We start from the raw sequence: 16,674 nt of genomic DNA, 5'->3' as shown, positions 1-16,674 counted from the left end.
TCGCAAACGTTAAGCGATAGTACGTTTGATCTCGATGATTTCGAAGACTTCGATCACATCACCAGCACGCACATCGTTGTAGTTCTTAACGCCGATACCACATTCCATGCCGTTACGAACTTCGGCCACGTCATCTTTGAAGCGACGCAGGGATTCCAGCTCGCCTTCGTAGATCACCACGTTATCACGCAGTACACGGATTGGGTTGTTACGCTTGATCATACCTTCAGTAACCATACAACCTGCAATTGCGCCGAATTTAGGTGACTTGAACACGTCACGAACTTCAGCCAGGCCGATGATTTGCTGTTTGTACTCTGGCGCCAACATACCGCTCATCGCCTGCTTAACTTCGTCAATCAGGTTATAGATAACGGAATAGTAACGCAGATCCAGGCTTTCGCTTTCTACGACACGACGGGCAGAAGCATCTGCACGGACGTTGAAGCCCAGGATGATCGCGTTGGAAGCAGCAGCCAGCGTTGCATCAGTTTCGGTGATACCACCGACACCCATACCCACGATTTTGACTTTCACTTCGTCGGTAGACAAGCTCTGCAGTGCATCGGAAATCGCTTCGCAAGAACCCTGTACGTCAGATTTCAGAACGATATTCAGTTCAGAAACTTCACCTTCGGTCATGTTCGCGAACATGTTCTCCAGTTTAGATTTCTGCTGACGAGCCAGTTTAACTTCGCGGAATTTACCCTGACGGTACAGAGCCACTTCACGAGCTTTCTTCTCGTCACGAACAACAGTTACTTCATCACCCGCCGCCGGAACGCTGGACAGACCCAGCACTTCGACAGGGATTGAAGGACCTGCTGACAGAATGTCACGACCCATTTCGTCACGCATCGCACGGACACGGCCGTATTCGAAGCCACACAGAATGATGTCGCCTTTATTCAGCGTACCTTCCTGAACCAGAACGGTAGCAACCGGACCACGACCTTTATCAAGGAAGGATTCAATCACAACACCACTTGCCATACCGGTGCGGACAGCTTTCAGTTCCAAGACTTCAGCTTGCAGCAAGATGGCTTGCAGCAGATCGTCGATACCAGTACCGACTTTCGCAGAAACGTGGATGAACTGAGACTCACCGCCCCACTCTTCCGGCATAACGCCGTACTGAGACAGTTCGGTACGAACGCGATCCGGATCAGAGTCTGGCTTATCAATTTTGTTGACTGCAACGACGATTGGCACGCCAGCCGCTTTCGCATGCTGAACTGCTTCGATCGTTTGTGGCATCACGCCATCATCGGCAGAAACAACCAGAACCACGATGTCAGTAGCCTGAGCACCACGAGCACGCATTGATGTAAATGCGGCGTGTCCCGGAGTATCCAGGAAGGTGATCATACCGTTTTCGGTTTCAACGTGATAAGCACCGATGTGCTGGGTAATACCACCGGCTTCGCCTGCAGCAACTTTCGTTGAGCGAATGTAGTCAAGCAGGGAAGTTTTACCGTGGTCAACGTGACCCATGATGGTGACAACCGGAGCACGTGGCTCAGCAGCAGCAGATGCGCCCGTATCACGGTCGCTCATCAGCGCTTCTTCCAGCTCGTTCTCACGACGCAGGATAACTTTGTGACCCATTTCTTCAGCAACCAGCTGAGCAGTTTCCTGATCAATAACCTGGTTGATGGTGGCCATGGCGCCCAGTTTCATCATTGTTTTGATGACCTGAGAACCTTTAACGGCCATTTTGTTTGCCAGTTCGGCAACGGTAATGGTTTCACCCACCACAACGTCACGGTTTACTGCAACAACAGGCTTGTTGAAGCTCTGTTGCAGAGTGCTTGGTTTGCGTTTGCCTTTACCATTACGGCCAACAGCACGGGCTTCTTCGCGATCCGCTTTAGATTCGGACAGCTTGTTGCCTTTCTTCTGTTTGGTCGCTTTGCCACCGCGGGTACGGCTACGACGTTCGCCTTCAACTTTGGCGTCATTCTCGTCTTCAGCTGCACGGGCATGGGTAGAAGTGGTGACATGGTAGTCAGCTGATTCTGATTCGCTTGGCGCGACAGTTTCAGTCCAGACACCAGAATCAGCCATTTTACGGGCTTCTTCTGCAATGCGCTTGGCGTTTTCTTCAAGCTTACGCTGGGCTTCTTCTTCCGTTTTGCGTTTCAGCTCTGCGGCTTCAGCTTCACGGCGTGCTTTCTCTGCCTGAGCTGGTTTGGTTATTTCGTCGGTATGTTGATTCGTCACTTTATCTTTTTCCGCTGCATCACGCTTAGCTTTATCAGCGGCCTCACGTTTGGCTTGCTCTTCGGCGGCGCGCTTGGCTTTTTCCTGAGCTTCGCGCTGGGCTTGCTCTGCTGCTACACGCTGTGCCTGTTCTTCCGCGTCACGCTTCGCCTGCTCTTCCGCTTCGGCCTGGGCAATTTCTGCCTCGGTCATATCACGTTTAACATAAGTGCGTTTCTTGCGGACCTCGATTTGCACCGATTTACTCTTCCCGCCGGTGCTCGGAATATTCAGTGTACTACGCGTTTTGCGTTGTAACGTCAGTTTGTTTGTCGCACCTGCGTTTCCACCATTCAGATGCGCCAATAATGTTTCTTTTTCTTGCTGGGTCACAGAGTCAGCTTCGGACTTCGAGATCCCTGCATCAGCAAATTGCTGTACCAGGCGATCTACCGGAGTCTGAATCTCTGCCGCCAGCGATTTTACAGTTACATCTGTCATGCTGTTCCTTCCTGCTACAGTTTATTACGCGTTGTCGCCAAACCAGCAGATATTGCGCGCAGCCATGATAAGTTCACCAGCCCGCTCGTCAGTAAGACCTTCAATATCAGCCAGATCGTCGACACCCTGCTCGGCAAGATCTTCCAGCGTACAAACCCCTTGGGCAGCCAGTTTAAATGCCATGCTACGTTCCAGACCCGCCAGGTTCAGCAGATCATCAGCAGGCTTTTTATCACCGAGACTTTCTTCCTGGGCTAAAGCAATGGTGGTCAGCGCTTCTTTTGCACGTTCGCGCAGCGCATCCACGGTGTCTTCATCCAGGCCGTCGATTTCAAGCAGTTCGTTGACTGGCACGTAAGCCAGTTCTTCAAGCGTAGAGAAACCTTCTTCAACCAGAACCGTGGCAAAATCTTCATCAATGGCCAGGTATTTTGTGAAGGTGTCAATCGCAGCGTGTGCCTCAGCCTGATGCTTGGCTTGCAGGTCGTCTGCTGTCATCACGTTCAGTTCCCACTTGTCATCACCACGATGCTGTTTTAACAGTTGGGAGGCCAAACGCACATTCTGGCCATTACGGCCAATCGCCTGTGCCAGATTGCTGGCTTCAACGGCGATATCCATGGTGCATTTATCTTCATCAACAACGATGGAAGCGACATCAGCCGGTGCCATAGCGTTGATAACGAACTGCGCAGGATTGTCATCCCAAAGGATGATATCGATACGTTCACCGCCCAGTTCACTGGATACGGCCTGAACGCGTGCGCCACGCATACCGACACAGGCACCTACCGGGTCGATACGTTTATCGTTGGTTTTCACTGCGATTTTTGCACGGGAACCCGGATCACGGGCTGCCGCTTTAATCTCAATCAGTTCTTCACCGATTTCAGGGACTTCGATGCGGAACAGTTCGATTAGCATCTCGTTACGTGAACGGCTGACAAACAGCTGAGCACCACGCGCTTCCGGGCGAACATCATACAACACGCCACGAATACGGTCGCCAGAACGGAAGTTTTCGCGTGGAAGCATGTCTTCACGCAGGATAACGGCTTCAGCGTTGCTGCCTAAATCCAGTGCGATGCTGTCACGGTTTACTTTTTTAACAACACCAGTGACGATTTCACCCTGCTGTTCACGGAATTGATCAACCACCATCGCACGTTCTGCTTCACGTACTTTTTGTACGATAACTTGTTTAGCCGTCTGCGTGGTAATGCGGTCGAAAGTGACCGACTCAATTTGGTCTTCGATGTATCCGCCAAGTTCGATAGACGGATCTTCGTATTGTGCAGCCTCGAGGGTGATCTCGCGGGTTGGCTGAGTCACTTCATCGACTGCAACCCAACGACGGAAGGTATCGAAGTCACCGGTTTTGCGGTCAATACTGACGCGGACTTCGATTTCCTGCTCGTATTTTTTCTTGGTCGCTGTTGATAATGCAATTTCCAGCGCTTCAAAAATCTTCTCGCGCGGGAGGGATTTTTCATTAGAAACTGCTTCTACAACAGCCAGAATCTCTTTGTTCATCCTAGTTGCCTCTTCCAAACTCTTTAAAAGTGGGGTACCAGGTTCGCTTTCTGGATGTTGCTCAGTGCGAACACTTCATCTTTCCCTTCCACTGTCACCGTGATCATCTCGCCTTCGACAGCTTTAATAATACCCTGCCATTTGCGACGGTTCTGCACAGCCATTCGCAGGACAATGCTGACTTCGTCACCGAGAAAACGTTGATAATGTTCAGCGGTGAACATAGGACGATCAAGGCCTGGAGAGGAAACTTCCAGGTTGTAGGCGACGGTAACTGGATCTTCTACGTCCAGTACAGCGCTCACCTGGTGGCTGACATCAGCACAATCATCAACATTGATCCCGGCGTCACTATCAATATAGATGCGTAACGTCGATTGGCGAGCCCGAACGAACTCGATGCCCACCAGCTCAAAGCCAAGTGCCTCGACTGGTGCTGAAATCAGCTCTGTTAATTTTTGTTCTAATGTGGACAAGCCCACCCCCAAGACATAAAAAAAGGGCTAAATAGCCCAGTGATTCTGTTGCCAAATAACAAAAAACCCCGATAAATCGGGGCTTTATGAAACTGGACCCTATTTGCCGCACAGGCGGCTTCGGTACAACTTTCGCAAAGTGTTTATTTCAAATTGAAGCTTTCAAATGGGAACTGCAGAACATCACAGGAAGATACTGAAAGTCTATTTGAAATAAACACTTAGGGAAAGTGGTTGCGGGGGCCGGATTTGAACCGACGACCTTCGGGTTATGAGCCCGACGAGCTACCAGGCTGCTCCACCCCGCGTCCGAAAACGTGGCAAATACTACGCCGATAACCGCTAAAAAGCAAGTTATCATAAAGATTGGTACCGAGGACGGGACTTGAACCCGTAAGCCCATTCGGGCACTACCACCTCAAGGTAGCGTGTCTACCAATTCCACCACCTCGGCACTCTTTTTTCACAATCGCTTATACTGTCCGAGCACAAGCCACTGTTTAAAACTCTGCTTCTTTCGATAAGAAGTTTACTGCTTAGTGAGGAACATCACTGTTAGGCGCTGCTGGAGCTGCCGGTGCAGTTGTCTGCTCAGTTTGTGCTGGCTGACTTAAGTTTTCCCACTCACTACCTTTTTGGCCTTTATTGGTGCTCATGTTCCCCAGAATCAAACTAATGATAAAGAACAGTGCGGCCAAAATACCTGTCATGCGGGTCATGAAGTTACCGGAACCACTCGAACCGAACAATGTGCCAGAAGCACCTGCTCCGAAAGAGGCTCCCATATCAGCGCCTTTACCCTGTTGCAGCATAACCAGAGCCACAAGGCCGATTGCTACGATAAGGAAAATCACCAGAAGAGCGTCGTACATAGTAGTACCTGTATCCTCGCGGGTTCACCGCATGCCAATTGCTTCTCACCAATTTAGCAGGTCACTCAAGGACCCACTGAAGCGGGTGTGAATACTAACCAAAGCCGTATTACCGCGCAAGGGCAATTTTCATCAGACTGTTCGTTTGCGGAAAAAATCGTCAAATATCCGTCAAAACAACCAAAGTGATTCATTTTACGTCGCAACCCGGTTGAAAAGCGGCGACGTAAAAAATGAAAATTTACTGTTTTTTATCGGCTTACGGCTTCACTGCTTTTACGGCATCAGCGATACGATTCGCCAGCTTTTCAACCAGCGTGGCGTCTTCGCCTTCGACCATCACGCGCAGTAACGGTTCAGTACCTGATTTACGTAACAGTACACGGCCACGGCCCCCCAGTTCTTTTTCAACTTCAGCAGTCACTTTTTTGACGTCGTCGGATTCCAGCGGATCGTGTTCACCGGCAAAGCGGACATTCACTAAAATCTGCGGCAACAATTTCATGCCGCTGCAAAGATCATGAAGGCTCATATGGTTGCGGACCATCGCAGTGAGCACTTGCAAACCGGCCACGATACCGTCGCCCGTCGTCGTTTTATCCAGCAGGATAATGTGGCCGGAGTTTTCAGCACCGATACGCCAGCCTTTTTCCTGCATTTTTTCCAGCACGTAACGGTCGCCGACTTTAGCGCGGGTGAAAGGGATGCCCAGCTGTTTGAGTGCCAGTTCCAGCCCCATATTGCTCATCAGCGTTCCGACTGCGCCGCCCTTCAGTTGGCCCTGACGTAAACCTTCACGCGCAATAATATAGAGGATTTGGTCACCATCGACCTTGTTGCCTTCGTGGTCCACCATGATCAGGCGATCACCATCGCCATCAAATGCCAGGCCAACATGAGCTTTTTCCGCCAAAACACGTTGCTGAAGCTGGCGCACATCCGTTGCTCCACATTCTTCATTGATGTTCATACCATCCGGTTCACAGCCGATAGTGATCACCTTTGCACCCAGTTCACGAAGAACACTTGGTGCGATGTGATAGGTTGCGCCATTCGCACAGTCGACAACAATTTTCAGGCCATTCAGGCTGAGTTCGCTTGGGAATGTCCCTTTACAGAATTCAATATAGCGACCCGCTGCATCAACAATTCGGCTGGCTTTGCCCAATTCCGCGGATTCCACGCAGGTCAGCGGTTTTTCCAGTTCAGCCTCAATAGCCTCTTCCACTTCATCCGGCAATTTTGTGCCATCGATAGTGAAAAATTTTATGCCATTGTCATAGAAAGGATTGTGAGACGCAGAAATAACAATGCCCGCTTCAGCACGGAAAGTCCTTGTCAGATAAGCAACCGCTGGCGTTGGCATAGGTCCGGTGAAAGATGCGGACAACCCCGCAGCAGCAAGACCAGCTTCCAGGGCGGATTCCAGCATATAGCCTGAAATACGGGTATCTTTGCCGATGATCACTTTACCCGACCCATGACGTGCTAATACTTTGCCTGCAGCCCAGCCCAGTTTAAGAACAAAATCAGGGGTAATCGGGCTGTCGCCCACTTTTCCGCGGATGCCATCTGTCCCAAAGTATTTACGGTTGCTCATAGTTATTTTTTATTCCTTGCAGAAAGTGTGGCTTCAACGATACGCATCGCTTCAACGGTTTCTTTAACGTCATGTACCCGGATTATCTGAGCGCCTTGCATGGCCGCGATGACAGCACAGGCGACGCTGCCGGTAACCCGCTTTTCAGGAGACACATGCAGCAGTTGCCCCACCATGGATTTTCGCGACATCCCCACCAGAAGCGGCAATCCCAGGTGATGGAATTCTGCCAGCCGTGCGAGCATCTGGTAATTGTGCTCCAGATTTTTACCGAAACCGAAGCCGGGGTCGAGTAACAATTTATTTTTAGGAATACCCGCGTTCACACAACGCGTAATTTGCCCGGCAAGATACTGTTCAACTTCGGCAACTACATCTCCGTATTGTGGAGAATGCTGCATCGTTTTCGGGTCACCCTGCATATGCATCAGGCAAACGGGCAAATCGGTTTCCGCTGCTGCTGCCAGTGCGCCCGGCTCCTGCAGTGAACGAATATCGTTAATCAGATGCATCCCCGCCTTTGCGGATTCGCGGATCACCGAAGCCTTTGAAGTATCGACAGAGATCCAGACATCAAAACGCCGGGCAATTGCCTCAACGACTGGCACCACGCGAGCCAGCTCTTCATCTTCGCTCACTTCAGCTGCGCCCGGACGTGTTGATTCGCCGCCGATATCAAGGAGCGTGGCTCCAGCATCTACCATCATCTGCGCGTGCCGGATGGCCAGTTCCAGCGTGTTATGGCGGCCACCATCCGAAAAGGAATCAGGAGTAACATTCAGGATCCCCATTACCTGGGGAAAGGTGAGGTCCAGCGTCGACTCTCTGGCGGTGAGGTGCATAAGTCATGTCCCTTCTGGTCAATCAGTAATAGCAGTATCTAAATTCTGGGGGGAAAGAATGCACGCATAAAAAACCCCGGGCAAGCCCGGGGTTTGAGAGTTATGCATTATTTGCTAACCAGCAGCTTATTTGCCGCTGAATTGCTCAAACATCGTGTTGCCTGGATTTGGCGTACGAGGTTCGTCAACTGGCGTTGGGGCTTTAGGCGCACCACCGTCGTTAGAATTGCCGTTACCGTTTTTACCGTTTGCATCGTCCCAGCCTGCTGGCGGGCGAACTTCTGTACGGTTCATCAGGTCGTCAATTTGTGGTGCATCGATGGTTTCATATTTCATCAGGGCATCTTTCATTGAATGAAGGATATCCATGTTTTCCATCAGCAAAGTACGTGCACGCACATAGTTACGCTCAACCAGTGATTTTACTTCCTGGTCGATGATACGGGCGGTTTCATCAGACATATGCTTAGCTTTCGCAACTGAACGGCCGAGGAAGACTTCGCCTTCTTCTTCCGCATACAGCAACGGACCTAATTTTTCTGAGAAGCCCCATTGTGTCACCATGTTACGGGCAATTGATGTTGCAACTTTGATGTCGTTAGATGCGCCGGTAGACACTTTTTCCACACCGTAGATGATCTCTTCAGCAAGACGGCCACCGTACAGGGTAGAAATCTGGCTTTCAAGCTTCTGGCGGCTGGCACTAATAGCATCGCCTTCAGGCAGGAAGAAGGTCACACCTAATGCACGTCCGCGAGGAATGATCGTCACTTTATGCACGGGGTCGTGTTCAGGAACCAGGCGGCCAATGATGGCGTGGCCAGCTTCATGGTACGCGGTCGATTCTTTCTGCGATTCTGTCATCACCATGGAACGACGTTCTGCACCCATCATGATTTTGTCTTTGGCTTTTTCGAACTCAACCATAGACACCACGCGTTTGTTACCACGTGCAGAGAACAGCGCAGCTTCGTTGACCAGGTTTGCCAGGTCAGCACCGGAGAAACCTGGTGTACCACGGGCAATCACAGAAGCATCAACATCAGTGGCTAAAGGAACGCGACGCATGTGAACTTTCAGAATCTGTTCACGGCCACGAACGTCTGGCAGACCAACCACAACCTGACGGTCGAAACGACCTGGACGCAGCAACGCCGGGTCAAGAACGTCCGGACGGTTAGTCGCGGCAATCACAATGATGCCTTCGTTACCTTCGAAGCCATCCATCTCAACCAGCATCTGGTTCAGCGTCTGTTCACGTTCATCGTGACCACCGCCTAAACCAGCACCACGCTGACGGCCAACGGCGTCAATTTCATCGATGAAGATGATACATGGAGCGGCTTTCTTCGCCTGTTCGAACATGTCGCGCACACGGGATGCACCGACACCGACGAACATTTCTACGAAGTCAGAACCGGAAATAGTAAAGAACGGAACTTTTGCTTCGCCTGCAATGGCCTTAGCCAGCAAGGTTTTACCGGTACCCGGAGGACCGACCATCAGAACACCTTTAGGAATTTTACCGCCCAATTTCTGGAAACGGCTTGGCTCGCGCAGGTAATCCACCAGCTCGCTCACCTCTTCCTTCGCTTCGTCACAACCTGCAACGTCAGCAAACGTGGTTTTGATTTGGTCTTCTGTCAGCATGCGGGCTTTGCTTTTACCAAAGGACATTGCACCTTTGCCACCGCCGCCCTGCATTTGCCGCATAAAGAATATCCAGACGCCAATCAAAAGCAGCATCGGGAACCATGAAATGAAGATAGTCGCCAGGAAACTCTGCTGTTCAGGCGGTTCACCAACAACTTTCACGTTTTTGCTCAGTAGCGTATCCAGCAATTTAGGGTCATTCACCGGAATGTAAGTTGTGTATTTGCTACTGTCTTTTTTGATAACGTCAATCGCACGTCCATTGATACGTACTTCACGGACCTGGTCTTGGGCCACTTCGGTAGTGAAGGTCGTATAATCTACCTTACTACCATTAGATTCGCTGGGACCAAAACTCTGAAATACAGACATCAGTACAACTGCGATGACTAACCAGAGGATCAGGTTCTTCGCCATGTCACTCAAGGGATTAACCTCATATTACAACTGTGTTAACAAACAGCGTTAGGGAACTACAGTTTCCGCCCTGTCGCTACGATGTACACTTCTCGCGAACGTGCTCGGGAAGCGTCTGGCTTACGAATCTTCACCTTCGTAAACAGGGAGCGAATTTCCCGCAGGTATTCATCAAAGCCATCTCCCTGAAACACCTTCACCAGGAAACTTCCGCCTGGTGCTAATACATCCCGACACATATCCAGTGCTAATTCAACCAGATACATCGACTTTGGAATGTCGACTGCCGGAGTACCGCTCATATTCGGGGCCATATCGGACATGACCACCTGAACTTTGCTTTCTCCCACGCGTTCAAGCAGCGCTTTGAGAACTAATTCATCACGAAAATCCCCCTGAAGGAAATCGACTCCAACAATAGGATCCATAGGTAAAATATCGCAGGCAATGATTCGCCCTTTGTTACCAATTTGCGAAGCCACATACTGTGACCAACCGCCCGGAGCTGCACCTAAATCGACGACCGTCATACCCGGTTTAAACAGCTTATCGCCTTGCTGTATTTCCTCAAGTTTAAACCAGGCACGAGAACGCAGCCCTTTTTTCTGTGCCTGTAGCACATATTTATCGCTAAAGTGTTCCTGCAGCCAGCGACTGGAACTTGCAGAACGCTTCTTATTAGACATTATTTAGTAACCATATAGTTTTCCAACTACCCTGAGTTAGAGCTTTTGGAACAAGCTGTTAGCATCATGACGTCTATGGCTAAGTCAGTATAATTCCCCTCCCGAAGCAGTCCGGGTTGGTGATATACATGAGATGGCGGTAGAATGACCCGTTTTCAATCCCAACTTAAGCAAAAAAGACGATGAATCTTAACAATAAACAAAAACAGTACCTGAAAGGTCTGGCACATCCACTGAAACCGGTCGTTATGCTGGGCAACAACGGCCTGACTGAAGGTGTTCTGGCCGAAATTGAGCAGGCGCTGCAACATCACGAACTGATCAAGGTAAAAGTCGCGGCAGAAGAACGCGAAACGAAGACCTTGATCGTAGACGCAATTGTGCGTGAAACCAAGGCGTGTAATGTGCAAGTCATCGGCAATATGCTGGTACTTTATCGCCCTTCTACCGAAGACCGCAAAATTATCTTACCGCGTTAATCCATTAAGGTTTAACGAAAAGCGCTTTAGGTTTTCGGGAAGGTGCCACGAAATCACGTTCAGGGAAAGGCCTCAGGCGGCCTTTTTACTTTAGTTTTCAATTTACTGTGAAGCAATTCACTGCATGGACGTGAGATTTACAGGGCGAAACTGCTTGTTTCGCCCTTTTTAATGCAGATTTTAGAGATACTCAACCTTCAGTATTTCGAACTCAACATCACCGCCTGGCGTTTTGATAACAACGACATCATCCTGTTCTTTACCGATCAAACCACGCGCAATCGGTGAGTTCACAGAAATCAGATTCTGCTTAAAGTCAGCTTCGTCATCGCCCACAATGCGGTAAGACTGTTCTTCTTCTGTGTCCAGGTTCAATACTTTCACTGTTGCGCCAAAAATGACACGGCCGGTTGCCGGCATTTTAGTGACATCAATAACCTGAGCATTAGAAAGCTTGGCTTCAATTTCCTGAATACGGCCTTCACAAAACCCCTGCTGCTCACGTGCAGCATGATATTCAGCATTTTCTTTCAGGTCGCCATGCTCACGTGCAGTGGCGATATCTGAAATGATTTTCGGGCGGCGGACGCTCTTAAGATGGTCCAGTTCTTCACGCAATCTTTCTGCGCCACGCAGCGTCATCGGAATCGGTTTCATATTTTATTACCTCTAACTTTGTCCTTTCGGTAAACACCGTCCTGATTGAATCAGGTAAGAAATTAAGCCAGCTCTTCTGACCGACTCTCTCTGGCGAAAAACAAAAAAAACCTCACCCGGGGTTACCACCAGGCCAGGATTCATTTTGCATTATGATTCGTATTTTAACGTAGAGTTCCTTGAGGATCATCGTTTACTTTCAGCCACGTTGCGCCTTGGTTCGTAGCATCGTAGTATGGCACCACTTTATCCTGCCGTTACTCAGAGCCTTTACTCAAAATAATGCGTTTTTTACGAATTGTCAGTGGATTAGCATGCGCGTTTGTTCTGAATACAAATGCGGCTCAGATCGAGAATTACACAGAATATCTGCCGGACGGCACGAATCTGGCTGTACTGGTACAGAAAATTGGCGCCCCTGCCCCTGTGATTGATTATCACGGTTCGCAGATGGCTCTGCCTGCCAGTACGATGAAGATTCTGACAGCGCTTGCGGCTCTGTTGCAGCTAGGTCCCGATTTCCGCTTTACCACCACACTTGAAACCCCGGGTTCCGTTTCTGACGGCGTTCTGAAAGGTGATCTGGTTGCTCGCTTCTCCGGCGATCCGACACTAAAACGTCAAAATATCCGGAATATGGTCGCTGTATTAAAAAAACAGGGCATCAAAGAGATCAGCGGTGATGTGGTGATTAACACGTCTGTGTTTGCCAGCCACGATAAAGCGCCCGGCTGGCCCTGGAACGATATCACCCAATGTTTTAGCGCACCGCCTGCTGCCGCGATTGTCGACAGAAACTGTTTCTCGGTTTCCCTCTACAGCGCCCCGAAACCGGACGAAAATGCCTTTATCCGTGTAGCATCTTATTATCCTGTTCATATGTTTAGCGAAGTACGCACCCTGGCTAAAGGTTCGCCGGATGCTCAATACTGTGAACTGGATGTAGTGCCGGGTGAGTTTAACCGTTACACACTGACAGGCTGCCTGACCCAGCGCAGCGAACCTCTGCCTTTGGCTTTCGCCATTCAGGATGGGGCCAGCTATGCGGGGGCAATCCTCAAAGACGAATTACTGCAAGCAGATATTCAGATTGATGGCACGCTAAAACGCCAGACCCAGCAGACGCCAGCCGGAACCGTGCTCGCTCAAACGCAGTCGGTTCCGTTGCATGACTTGTTGCATCAGATGCTGAAAAAATCAGACAACATGATCGCCGATACCGTATTCCGTACCATTGGCCATCAGCGTTTTGGGGTCCCCGGGACCTGGCGCGCGGGCTCAGATGCGGTTCGTCAGATTTTACGGCAGAAAGCCGGGGTGGATTTGGGGAATTCGATTCAGGTCGATGGTTCCGGTCTTTCCCGCCATGATTTGCTGTCACCCGCTACAATGATGCAGGTGCTGCAATATATCGCCCAACACGATAAGGAATTGGATTTCATCTCAATGCTGCCATTAGCGGGCCATGACGGAACCTTGCAATATCGCGGCGGTCTTCATGAAGCAGGAGTTGACGGTAAAGTGTCAGCGAAAACCGGCTCACTGGCTGGCGTTTATAACCTGGCAGGCTTTATCACCACCGCCAGCGGACAGCGTCTGGCATTTGTCCAGTATCTCTCCGGTTACGCTGTACCTCCTGAAGATCAACGTACACGACGGGCTCCGTTGGTACGCTTTGAAAGCCGTCTCTACAGGGACATCTACCAAAATAATTGACCATGGAGAAGTGCCTGACGATGAAACTGCTGATAGTTGAAGATGATGAACTTTTACGGCAGGGATTAACGCTGGCACTCACCAGTGATAATTATGTTTGCGATTGCGCAGCAACCGCTGCGCAAGCACAAAGTCTGATTCAGACCAGCCAATACAGCCTGGTGATTCTGGATTTAGGCCTGCCCGATAAAGATGGCGCGGCACTGCTCCGTCAGTGGCGACGCCAGAGTATCTCCTTACCGGTGCTGATCCTCACCGCACGTGATGCGCTGGAAGACCGTGTTGATGGCCTGGATGCCGGTGCCGATGACTATCTGATCAAACCTTTTGCTTTGGTTGAATTACAGGCCCGTGTACGGGCATTGATACGGCGTTATCAGGGACAAAGTGATAATCAGATTTCTGTCGGGAACCTGAAAATTAACCTGTCCTCACAGCAGGCCTATCTCGGGAACGAACCTGTAGAAGTGACACCAAAAGAATTTGCCATTTTGTCGCGTCTGATGATGCGTGCAGGGCAGACGGTCAACAGGGAACTGCTTCAGCAAGATCTCTATACCTGGCAGGATGATTTAGGCTCCAATACGCTTGAAGTCCATGTTCACAACCTGCGCCGCAAACTGGGTAAAGAAACTATCCGGACCGTGCGAGGCATCGGCTATCGGTTGGAAGTTATCCCATGACCAGTATGCGCCGTCGCCTGCTGGTCATGTTGGCACTGATTTTGTTCGTCACACAACTCACCAGTATTTTCTGGCTCTGGCATGAGAGCCAGGAGCAGATTAATCTGCTGGTCAACGACACGCTCTCCGCTAAAGTGCGTAACGCGCAAGTTGAAAAAGAAATTGCAGAAGCCATCGCGTCGCTGATTGCCCCTTCATTACTGATGATGAGCATCACTCTGGTGCTGTCTTTCTGGGCCATTAGCTGGATTATCCGTCCCCTGAACCAGCTACAGAAACGGCTGGAAACCCGTTCTGCAGACAATCTTTCCCCTCTGCCTCTGAACAGTGAAATCAGGGAAATTGTTGCAGTCACCAATGCCCTCAACCAGCTATTCTCACGCCTCTCCAGTACCATTCAGCAGGAACGACTATTCACTGCTGATGCAGCCCATGAGTTGCGCACGCCGCTGGCAGGAGTCCGCCTGCATCTTGAGATCATGCAAAAAAATGGAGTTACAGGCAGCGATACGCTCATCAACCGAATCGATCTATTAATGCACACGATTGAGCAATTACTGATGCTTTCCCGCGCCGGGCAGAATTTTGCAAAAGGCGAGTATCAGCATGTCGACCTGATAAGCAATGTTGTCGAACCACTCAGAGAAGAACTGTGCGAGATGCTTAGCGAACGTCAGCAGAAACTGAATGTGCATTTGCCGCACCGCGGGCAAATTCAGGGTGACGCCGTACTTTTGCGACTCATGGTGCGTAATCTGGTCGAAAATGCCTACCGCTACGGCCCGGAAAAAAGCGAAATCACGCTCACAATTGAACCGTACGAGAATGGCTTTCTGGTGCAGGTAGAAGACGAAGGCCCGGGTATTGATGAGACGAAAGCCAGCGAGCTGACACAAGCTTTCAAGCGGATTGATCAACGCTATGGTGGCAGCGGACTTGGATTGAATATTGTAGTCAGGATTGTACACCTTCACAACGGGACACTCACGTTACGCAACCGTACAACGGCTAAAGGCGGGCTTAGCGCGCAATGCTGGTTACCCGATGTTGCATTACAAAGCTCGCTGGCACATTCGCCAGAAGCGTATTAAAACCATTAAAAAGGCTGCACAAGGCAGCCTTTTCTACTCATGGGACGTTAACCTACGGGATTAACGTTCATAAATGATTTCGACGCCTTCGTCGTCATCCTCATCCCAGTCATCATCCCAGTCGTCGTCGGCTTCAGATTCCACCTCAGCCAGTTGCTCACGGTGATAGTCATCCCACATGAACTCAACTTTTTCTGGCACAGCAGCTTCAACGGCCATGTGCTTAGGATTTTCATTGATGAATTTCATCACATCCCAGCACAGCGCATTAACGCCTTCGCGGTTGGCAGCGGAAATCAGGTAGTAATTCCCCTCCCAGCCTAATGCTTCGGCGATCGTTTTAGCACGGGCTTCTGCTTCTTCTTTCTCGATCAGATCAACTTTGTTGAAGACCAGCCAGCGCGGCTTTTCAGCCAGTTTGGCGTTATATTGCTTCAGCTCATTGATGATGACTTTCGCATTTTCGACCGGATCAGATTCGTCGATCGGCGCAATATCAATCAGGTGCAACAGCACACGGCAGCGCTCAAGGTGTTTCAGAAAACGGATCCCCAAACCAGCACCTTCAGAAGCCCCTTCGATCAACCCTGGGATATCGGCAACCACGAAGCTCTGTTCGTGATCCATACGCACAACACCCAGACTCGGAACCAAAGTGGTAAACGGATAATCAGCCACTTTCGGTTTTGCAGCAGACACTGAACGGATAAATGTGGATTTACCCGCATTTGGCAAGCCCAACATCCCAACATCAGCCAACAGCATCAGCTCAAGGGCGATATCACGCTCTTCGCCTTTGGTACCCATGGTTTTCTGACGCGGCGAACGGTTCACGGAAGATTTGAAACGGGTGTTACCCAAACCGTGGAAACCGCCTTTAGCGACCATATTAATCTGACCATTTTGGGTCATATCAGCCAGTACTTCACCCGTGCTTTGATCCAGAACACGTGTTCCGACAGGTACTTTGATGGTGATGTCTTTACCGCGTTTCCCTGTACAGTCGCTACTCTGACCATTGGTACCGCGCTCAGCACGGTAAGATTTCACAAAACGGAAATCGATCAACGTATTGAGGTTTTCATCAGCAAGCAGGTAAACATCGCCACCATCACCACCGTCGCCGCCGTCAGGGCCGCCACGAGGGATATATTTTTCGCGGCGGAAGCTGACGCACCCGTTACCGCCATCACCGGCCACAACCAGAATCGTGGCTTCATCAACAAACTTCATTTGTACCGTCTCCGTAAATCATTCGCCGGGCAG

General features: G+C 50.2%; 14 protein-coding genes and 2 tRNA genes. 4 read left to right on the top strand and 12 right to left on the bottom strand.

What is annotated here, in order from left to right; genetic code table 11:
• Positions 1 to 9 precede the first annotated feature (9 nt).
• From infB to rlmE, 10 genes are all read right to left on the bottom strand, one after another.
• Positions 10 to 2,703, bottom strand: a complete 2,694-nt coding sequence (gene infB / locus CWS43_RS17250) for a translation initiation factor IF-2 (RefSeq protein ID WP_101078323.1) — start codon at positions 2,701 to 2,703, stop codon at positions 10 to 12.
• Between the two features lie 24 nt (positions 2,704 to 2,727).
• On the bottom strand, positions 2,728 to 4,236 hold the full coding sequence (gene nusA / locus CWS43_RS17245; RefSeq protein ID WP_101078322.1) for a transcription termination factor NusA: 1,509 nt from the start codon (positions 4,234 to 4,236) through the stop codon (positions 2,728 to 2,730).
• Between the two features lie 23 nt (positions 4,237 to 4,259).
• On the bottom strand, positions 4,260 to 4,712 hold the full coding sequence (gene rimP, locus CWS43_RS17240; RefSeq protein ID WP_157825410.1) for a ribosome maturation factor RimP: 453 nt from the start codon (positions 4,710 to 4,712) through the stop codon (positions 4,260 to 4,262).
• A 231-nt stretch (positions 4,713 to 4,943) separates the two neighbouring features.
• Positions 4,944 to 5,020 (bottom strand) — tRNA-Met (locus CWS43_RS17235).
• 59 nt (positions 5,021 to 5,079) lie between these two features.
• A tRNA-Leu gene (locus CWS43_RS17230) sits at positions 5,080 to 5,166 on the bottom strand.
• A gap of 82 nt (positions 5,167 to 5,248) precedes the next feature.
• Entirely contained in the window at positions 5,249 to 5,584 is a 336-nt protein-coding gene (gene secG / locus CWS43_RS17225) for a preprotein translocase subunit SecG (RefSeq protein WP_101078321.1), read from the bottom strand.
• A gap of 259 nt (positions 5,585 to 5,843) precedes the next feature.
• Positions 5,844 to 7,184 (bottom strand): phosphoglucosamine mutase, encoded by a 1,341-nt coding sequence (gene glmM / locus CWS43_RS17220; protein ID WP_101078320.1) that lies wholly within the window; start codon positions 7,182 to 7,184, stop codon positions 5,844 to 5,846.
• 2 nt (positions 7,185 to 7,186) lie between these two features.
• Positions 7,187 to 8,026, bottom strand: a complete 840-nt coding sequence (gene folP / locus CWS43_RS17215) for a dihydropteroate synthase (protein WP_101078319.1) — start codon at positions 8,024 to 8,026, stop codon at positions 7,187 to 7,189.
• Positions 8,027 to 8,152: 126 nt separating this feature from the next.
• Positions 8,153 to 10,096, bottom strand: a complete 1,944-nt coding sequence (gene ftsH / locus CWS43_RS17210; RefSeq protein WP_101078318.1) for an ATP-dependent zinc metalloprotease FtsH — start codon at positions 10,094 to 10,096, stop codon at positions 8,153 to 8,155.
• A 56-nt stretch (positions 10,097 to 10,152) separates the two neighbouring features.
• On the bottom strand, positions 10,153 to 10,782 hold the full coding sequence (gene rlmE / locus CWS43_RS17205) for a 23S rRNA (uridine(2552)-2'-O)-methyltransferase RlmE (protein ID WP_101078317.1): 630 nt from the start codon (positions 10,780 to 10,782) through the stop codon (positions 10,153 to 10,155).
• A 182-nt stretch (positions 10,783 to 10,964) separates the two neighbouring features.
• Between rlmE and yhbY the strand changes: the two genes are divergently transcribed.
• Positions 10,965 to 11,261 (top strand): ribosome assembly RNA-binding protein YhbY, encoded by a 297-nt coding sequence (yhbY, locus tag CWS43_RS17200; RefSeq protein ID WP_095923662.1) that lies wholly within the window; start codon positions 10,965 to 10,967, stop codon positions 11,259 to 11,261.
• A 180-nt stretch (positions 11,262 to 11,441) separates the two neighbouring features.
• On the opposite strand, the gene greA is transcribed toward yhbY, so the two are convergent.
• Positions 11,442 to 11,918 carry a transcription elongation factor GreA gene (greA, locus tag CWS43_RS17195; RefSeq protein ID WP_101078316.1) on the bottom strand — a complete coding sequence of 159 codons (477 nt, stop codon included), beginning with the start codon at positions 11,916 to 11,918 and terminating at the stop codon, positions 11,442 to 11,444.
• Between the two features lie 282 nt (positions 11,919 to 12,200).
• On the opposite strand from greA, the gene dacB reads away from it, so the two are divergent.
• From dacB to pmrB, 3 genes are read left to right on the top strand one after another with little or no spacing between them, the layout of a single operon-like run.
• Positions 12,201 to 13,634, top strand: a complete 1,434-nt coding sequence (gene dacB, locus CWS43_RS17190; protein WP_101078315.1) for a serine-type D-Ala-D-Ala carboxypeptidase — start codon at positions 12,201 to 12,203, stop codon at positions 13,632 to 13,634.
• A gap of 20 nt (positions 13,635 to 13,654) precedes the next feature.
• Positions 13,655 to 14,317: a two-component system response regulator PmrA gene (gene pmrA, locus CWS43_RS17185; RefSeq protein WP_101078517.1), complete on the top strand. Its 663-nt coding sequence runs from the start codon at positions 13,655 to 13,657 to the stop codon at positions 14,315 to 14,317.
• Positions 14,314 to 15,408: a two-component system sensor histidine kinase PmrB gene (gene pmrB, locus CWS43_RS17180; protein WP_101078314.1), complete on the top strand. Its 1,095-nt coding sequence runs from the start codon at positions 14,314 to 14,316 to the stop codon at positions 15,406 to 15,408. The genes pmrA and pmrB overlap by 4 nt, the downstream gene beginning before the upstream one ends.
• Positions 15,409 to 15,468: 60 nt before the next feature.
• Here pmrB and cgtA read toward each other — a convergent pair whose 3' ends face one another.
• Complete coding sequence (cgtA, locus tag CWS43_RS17175; protein ID WP_101078313.1) at positions 15,469 to 16,641, bottom strand: Obg family GTPase CgtA; 1,173 nt, start codon at positions 16,639 to 16,641, stop codon at positions 15,469 to 15,471.
• Positions 16,642 to 16,674 lie beyond the last annotated feature (33 nt).

Origin of the sequence: Rahnella sp. AA (genome assembly GCF_002834385.1) — a bacterium.
Lineage (GTDB): Bacteria > Pseudomonadota > Gammaproteobacteria > Enterobacterales > Enterobacteriaceae > Rahnella.
The sequence above is the reverse complement of the archived record's forward strand: the minus strand, read 5'-3'. Positions and strand labels throughout refer to the sequence as shown.

Bases quoted from the DNA above. Each gene is read 5' to 3' on its own strand.
- yhbY (WP_095923662.1), top strand. From the start codon at position 10,965: ATGAATCTTAACAATAAACAAAAACAGTACCTGAAAGGTCTGGCACAT.
- ftsH (WP_101078318.1), bottom strand. From the start codon at position 10,096: ATGGCGAAGAACCTGATCCTCTGGTTAGTCATCGCAGTTGTACTGATG.
- greA (WP_101078316.1), bottom strand. From the start codon at position 11,918: ATGAAACCGATTCCGATGACGCTGCGTGGCGCAGAAAGATTGCGTGAA.
- dacB (WP_101078315.1), top strand. From the start codon at position 12,201: ATGCGTTTTTTACGAATTGTCAGTGGATTAGCATGCGCGTTTGTTCTG.
- pmrB (WP_101078314.1), top strand. From the start codon at position 14,314: ATGACCAGTATGCGCCGTCGCCTGCTGGTCATGTTGGCACTGATTTTG.
- glmM (WP_101078320.1), bottom strand. From the start codon at position 7,184: ATGAGCAACCGTAAATACTTTGGGACAGATGGCATCCGCGGAAAAGTG.
- secG (WP_101078321.1), bottom strand. From the start codon at position 5,584: ATGTACGACGCTCTTCTGGTGATTTTCCTTATCGTAGCAATCGGCCTT.
- pmrA (WP_101078517.1), top strand. From the start codon at position 13,655: ATGAAACTGCTGATAGTTGAAGATGATGAACTTTTACGGCAGGGATTA.
- folP (WP_101078319.1), bottom strand. From the start codon at position 8,026: ATGCACCTCACCGCCAGAGAGTCGACGCTGGACCTCACCTTTCCCCAG.
- cgtA (WP_101078313.1), bottom strand. From the start codon at position 16,641: ATGAAGTTTGTTGATGAAGCCACGATTCTGGTTGTGGCCGGTGATGGC.
- nusA (WP_101078322.1), bottom strand. From the start codon at position 4,236: ATGAACAAAGAGATTCTGGCTGTTGTAGAAGCAGTTTCTAATGAAAAA.
- infB (WP_101078323.1), bottom strand. From the start codon at position 2,703: ATGACAGATGTAACTGTAAAATCGCTGGCGGCAGAGATTCAGACTCCG.
- rlmE (WP_101078317.1), bottom strand. From the start codon at position 10,782: ATGTCTAATAAGAAGCGTTCTGCAAGTTCCAGTCGCTGGCTGCAGGAA.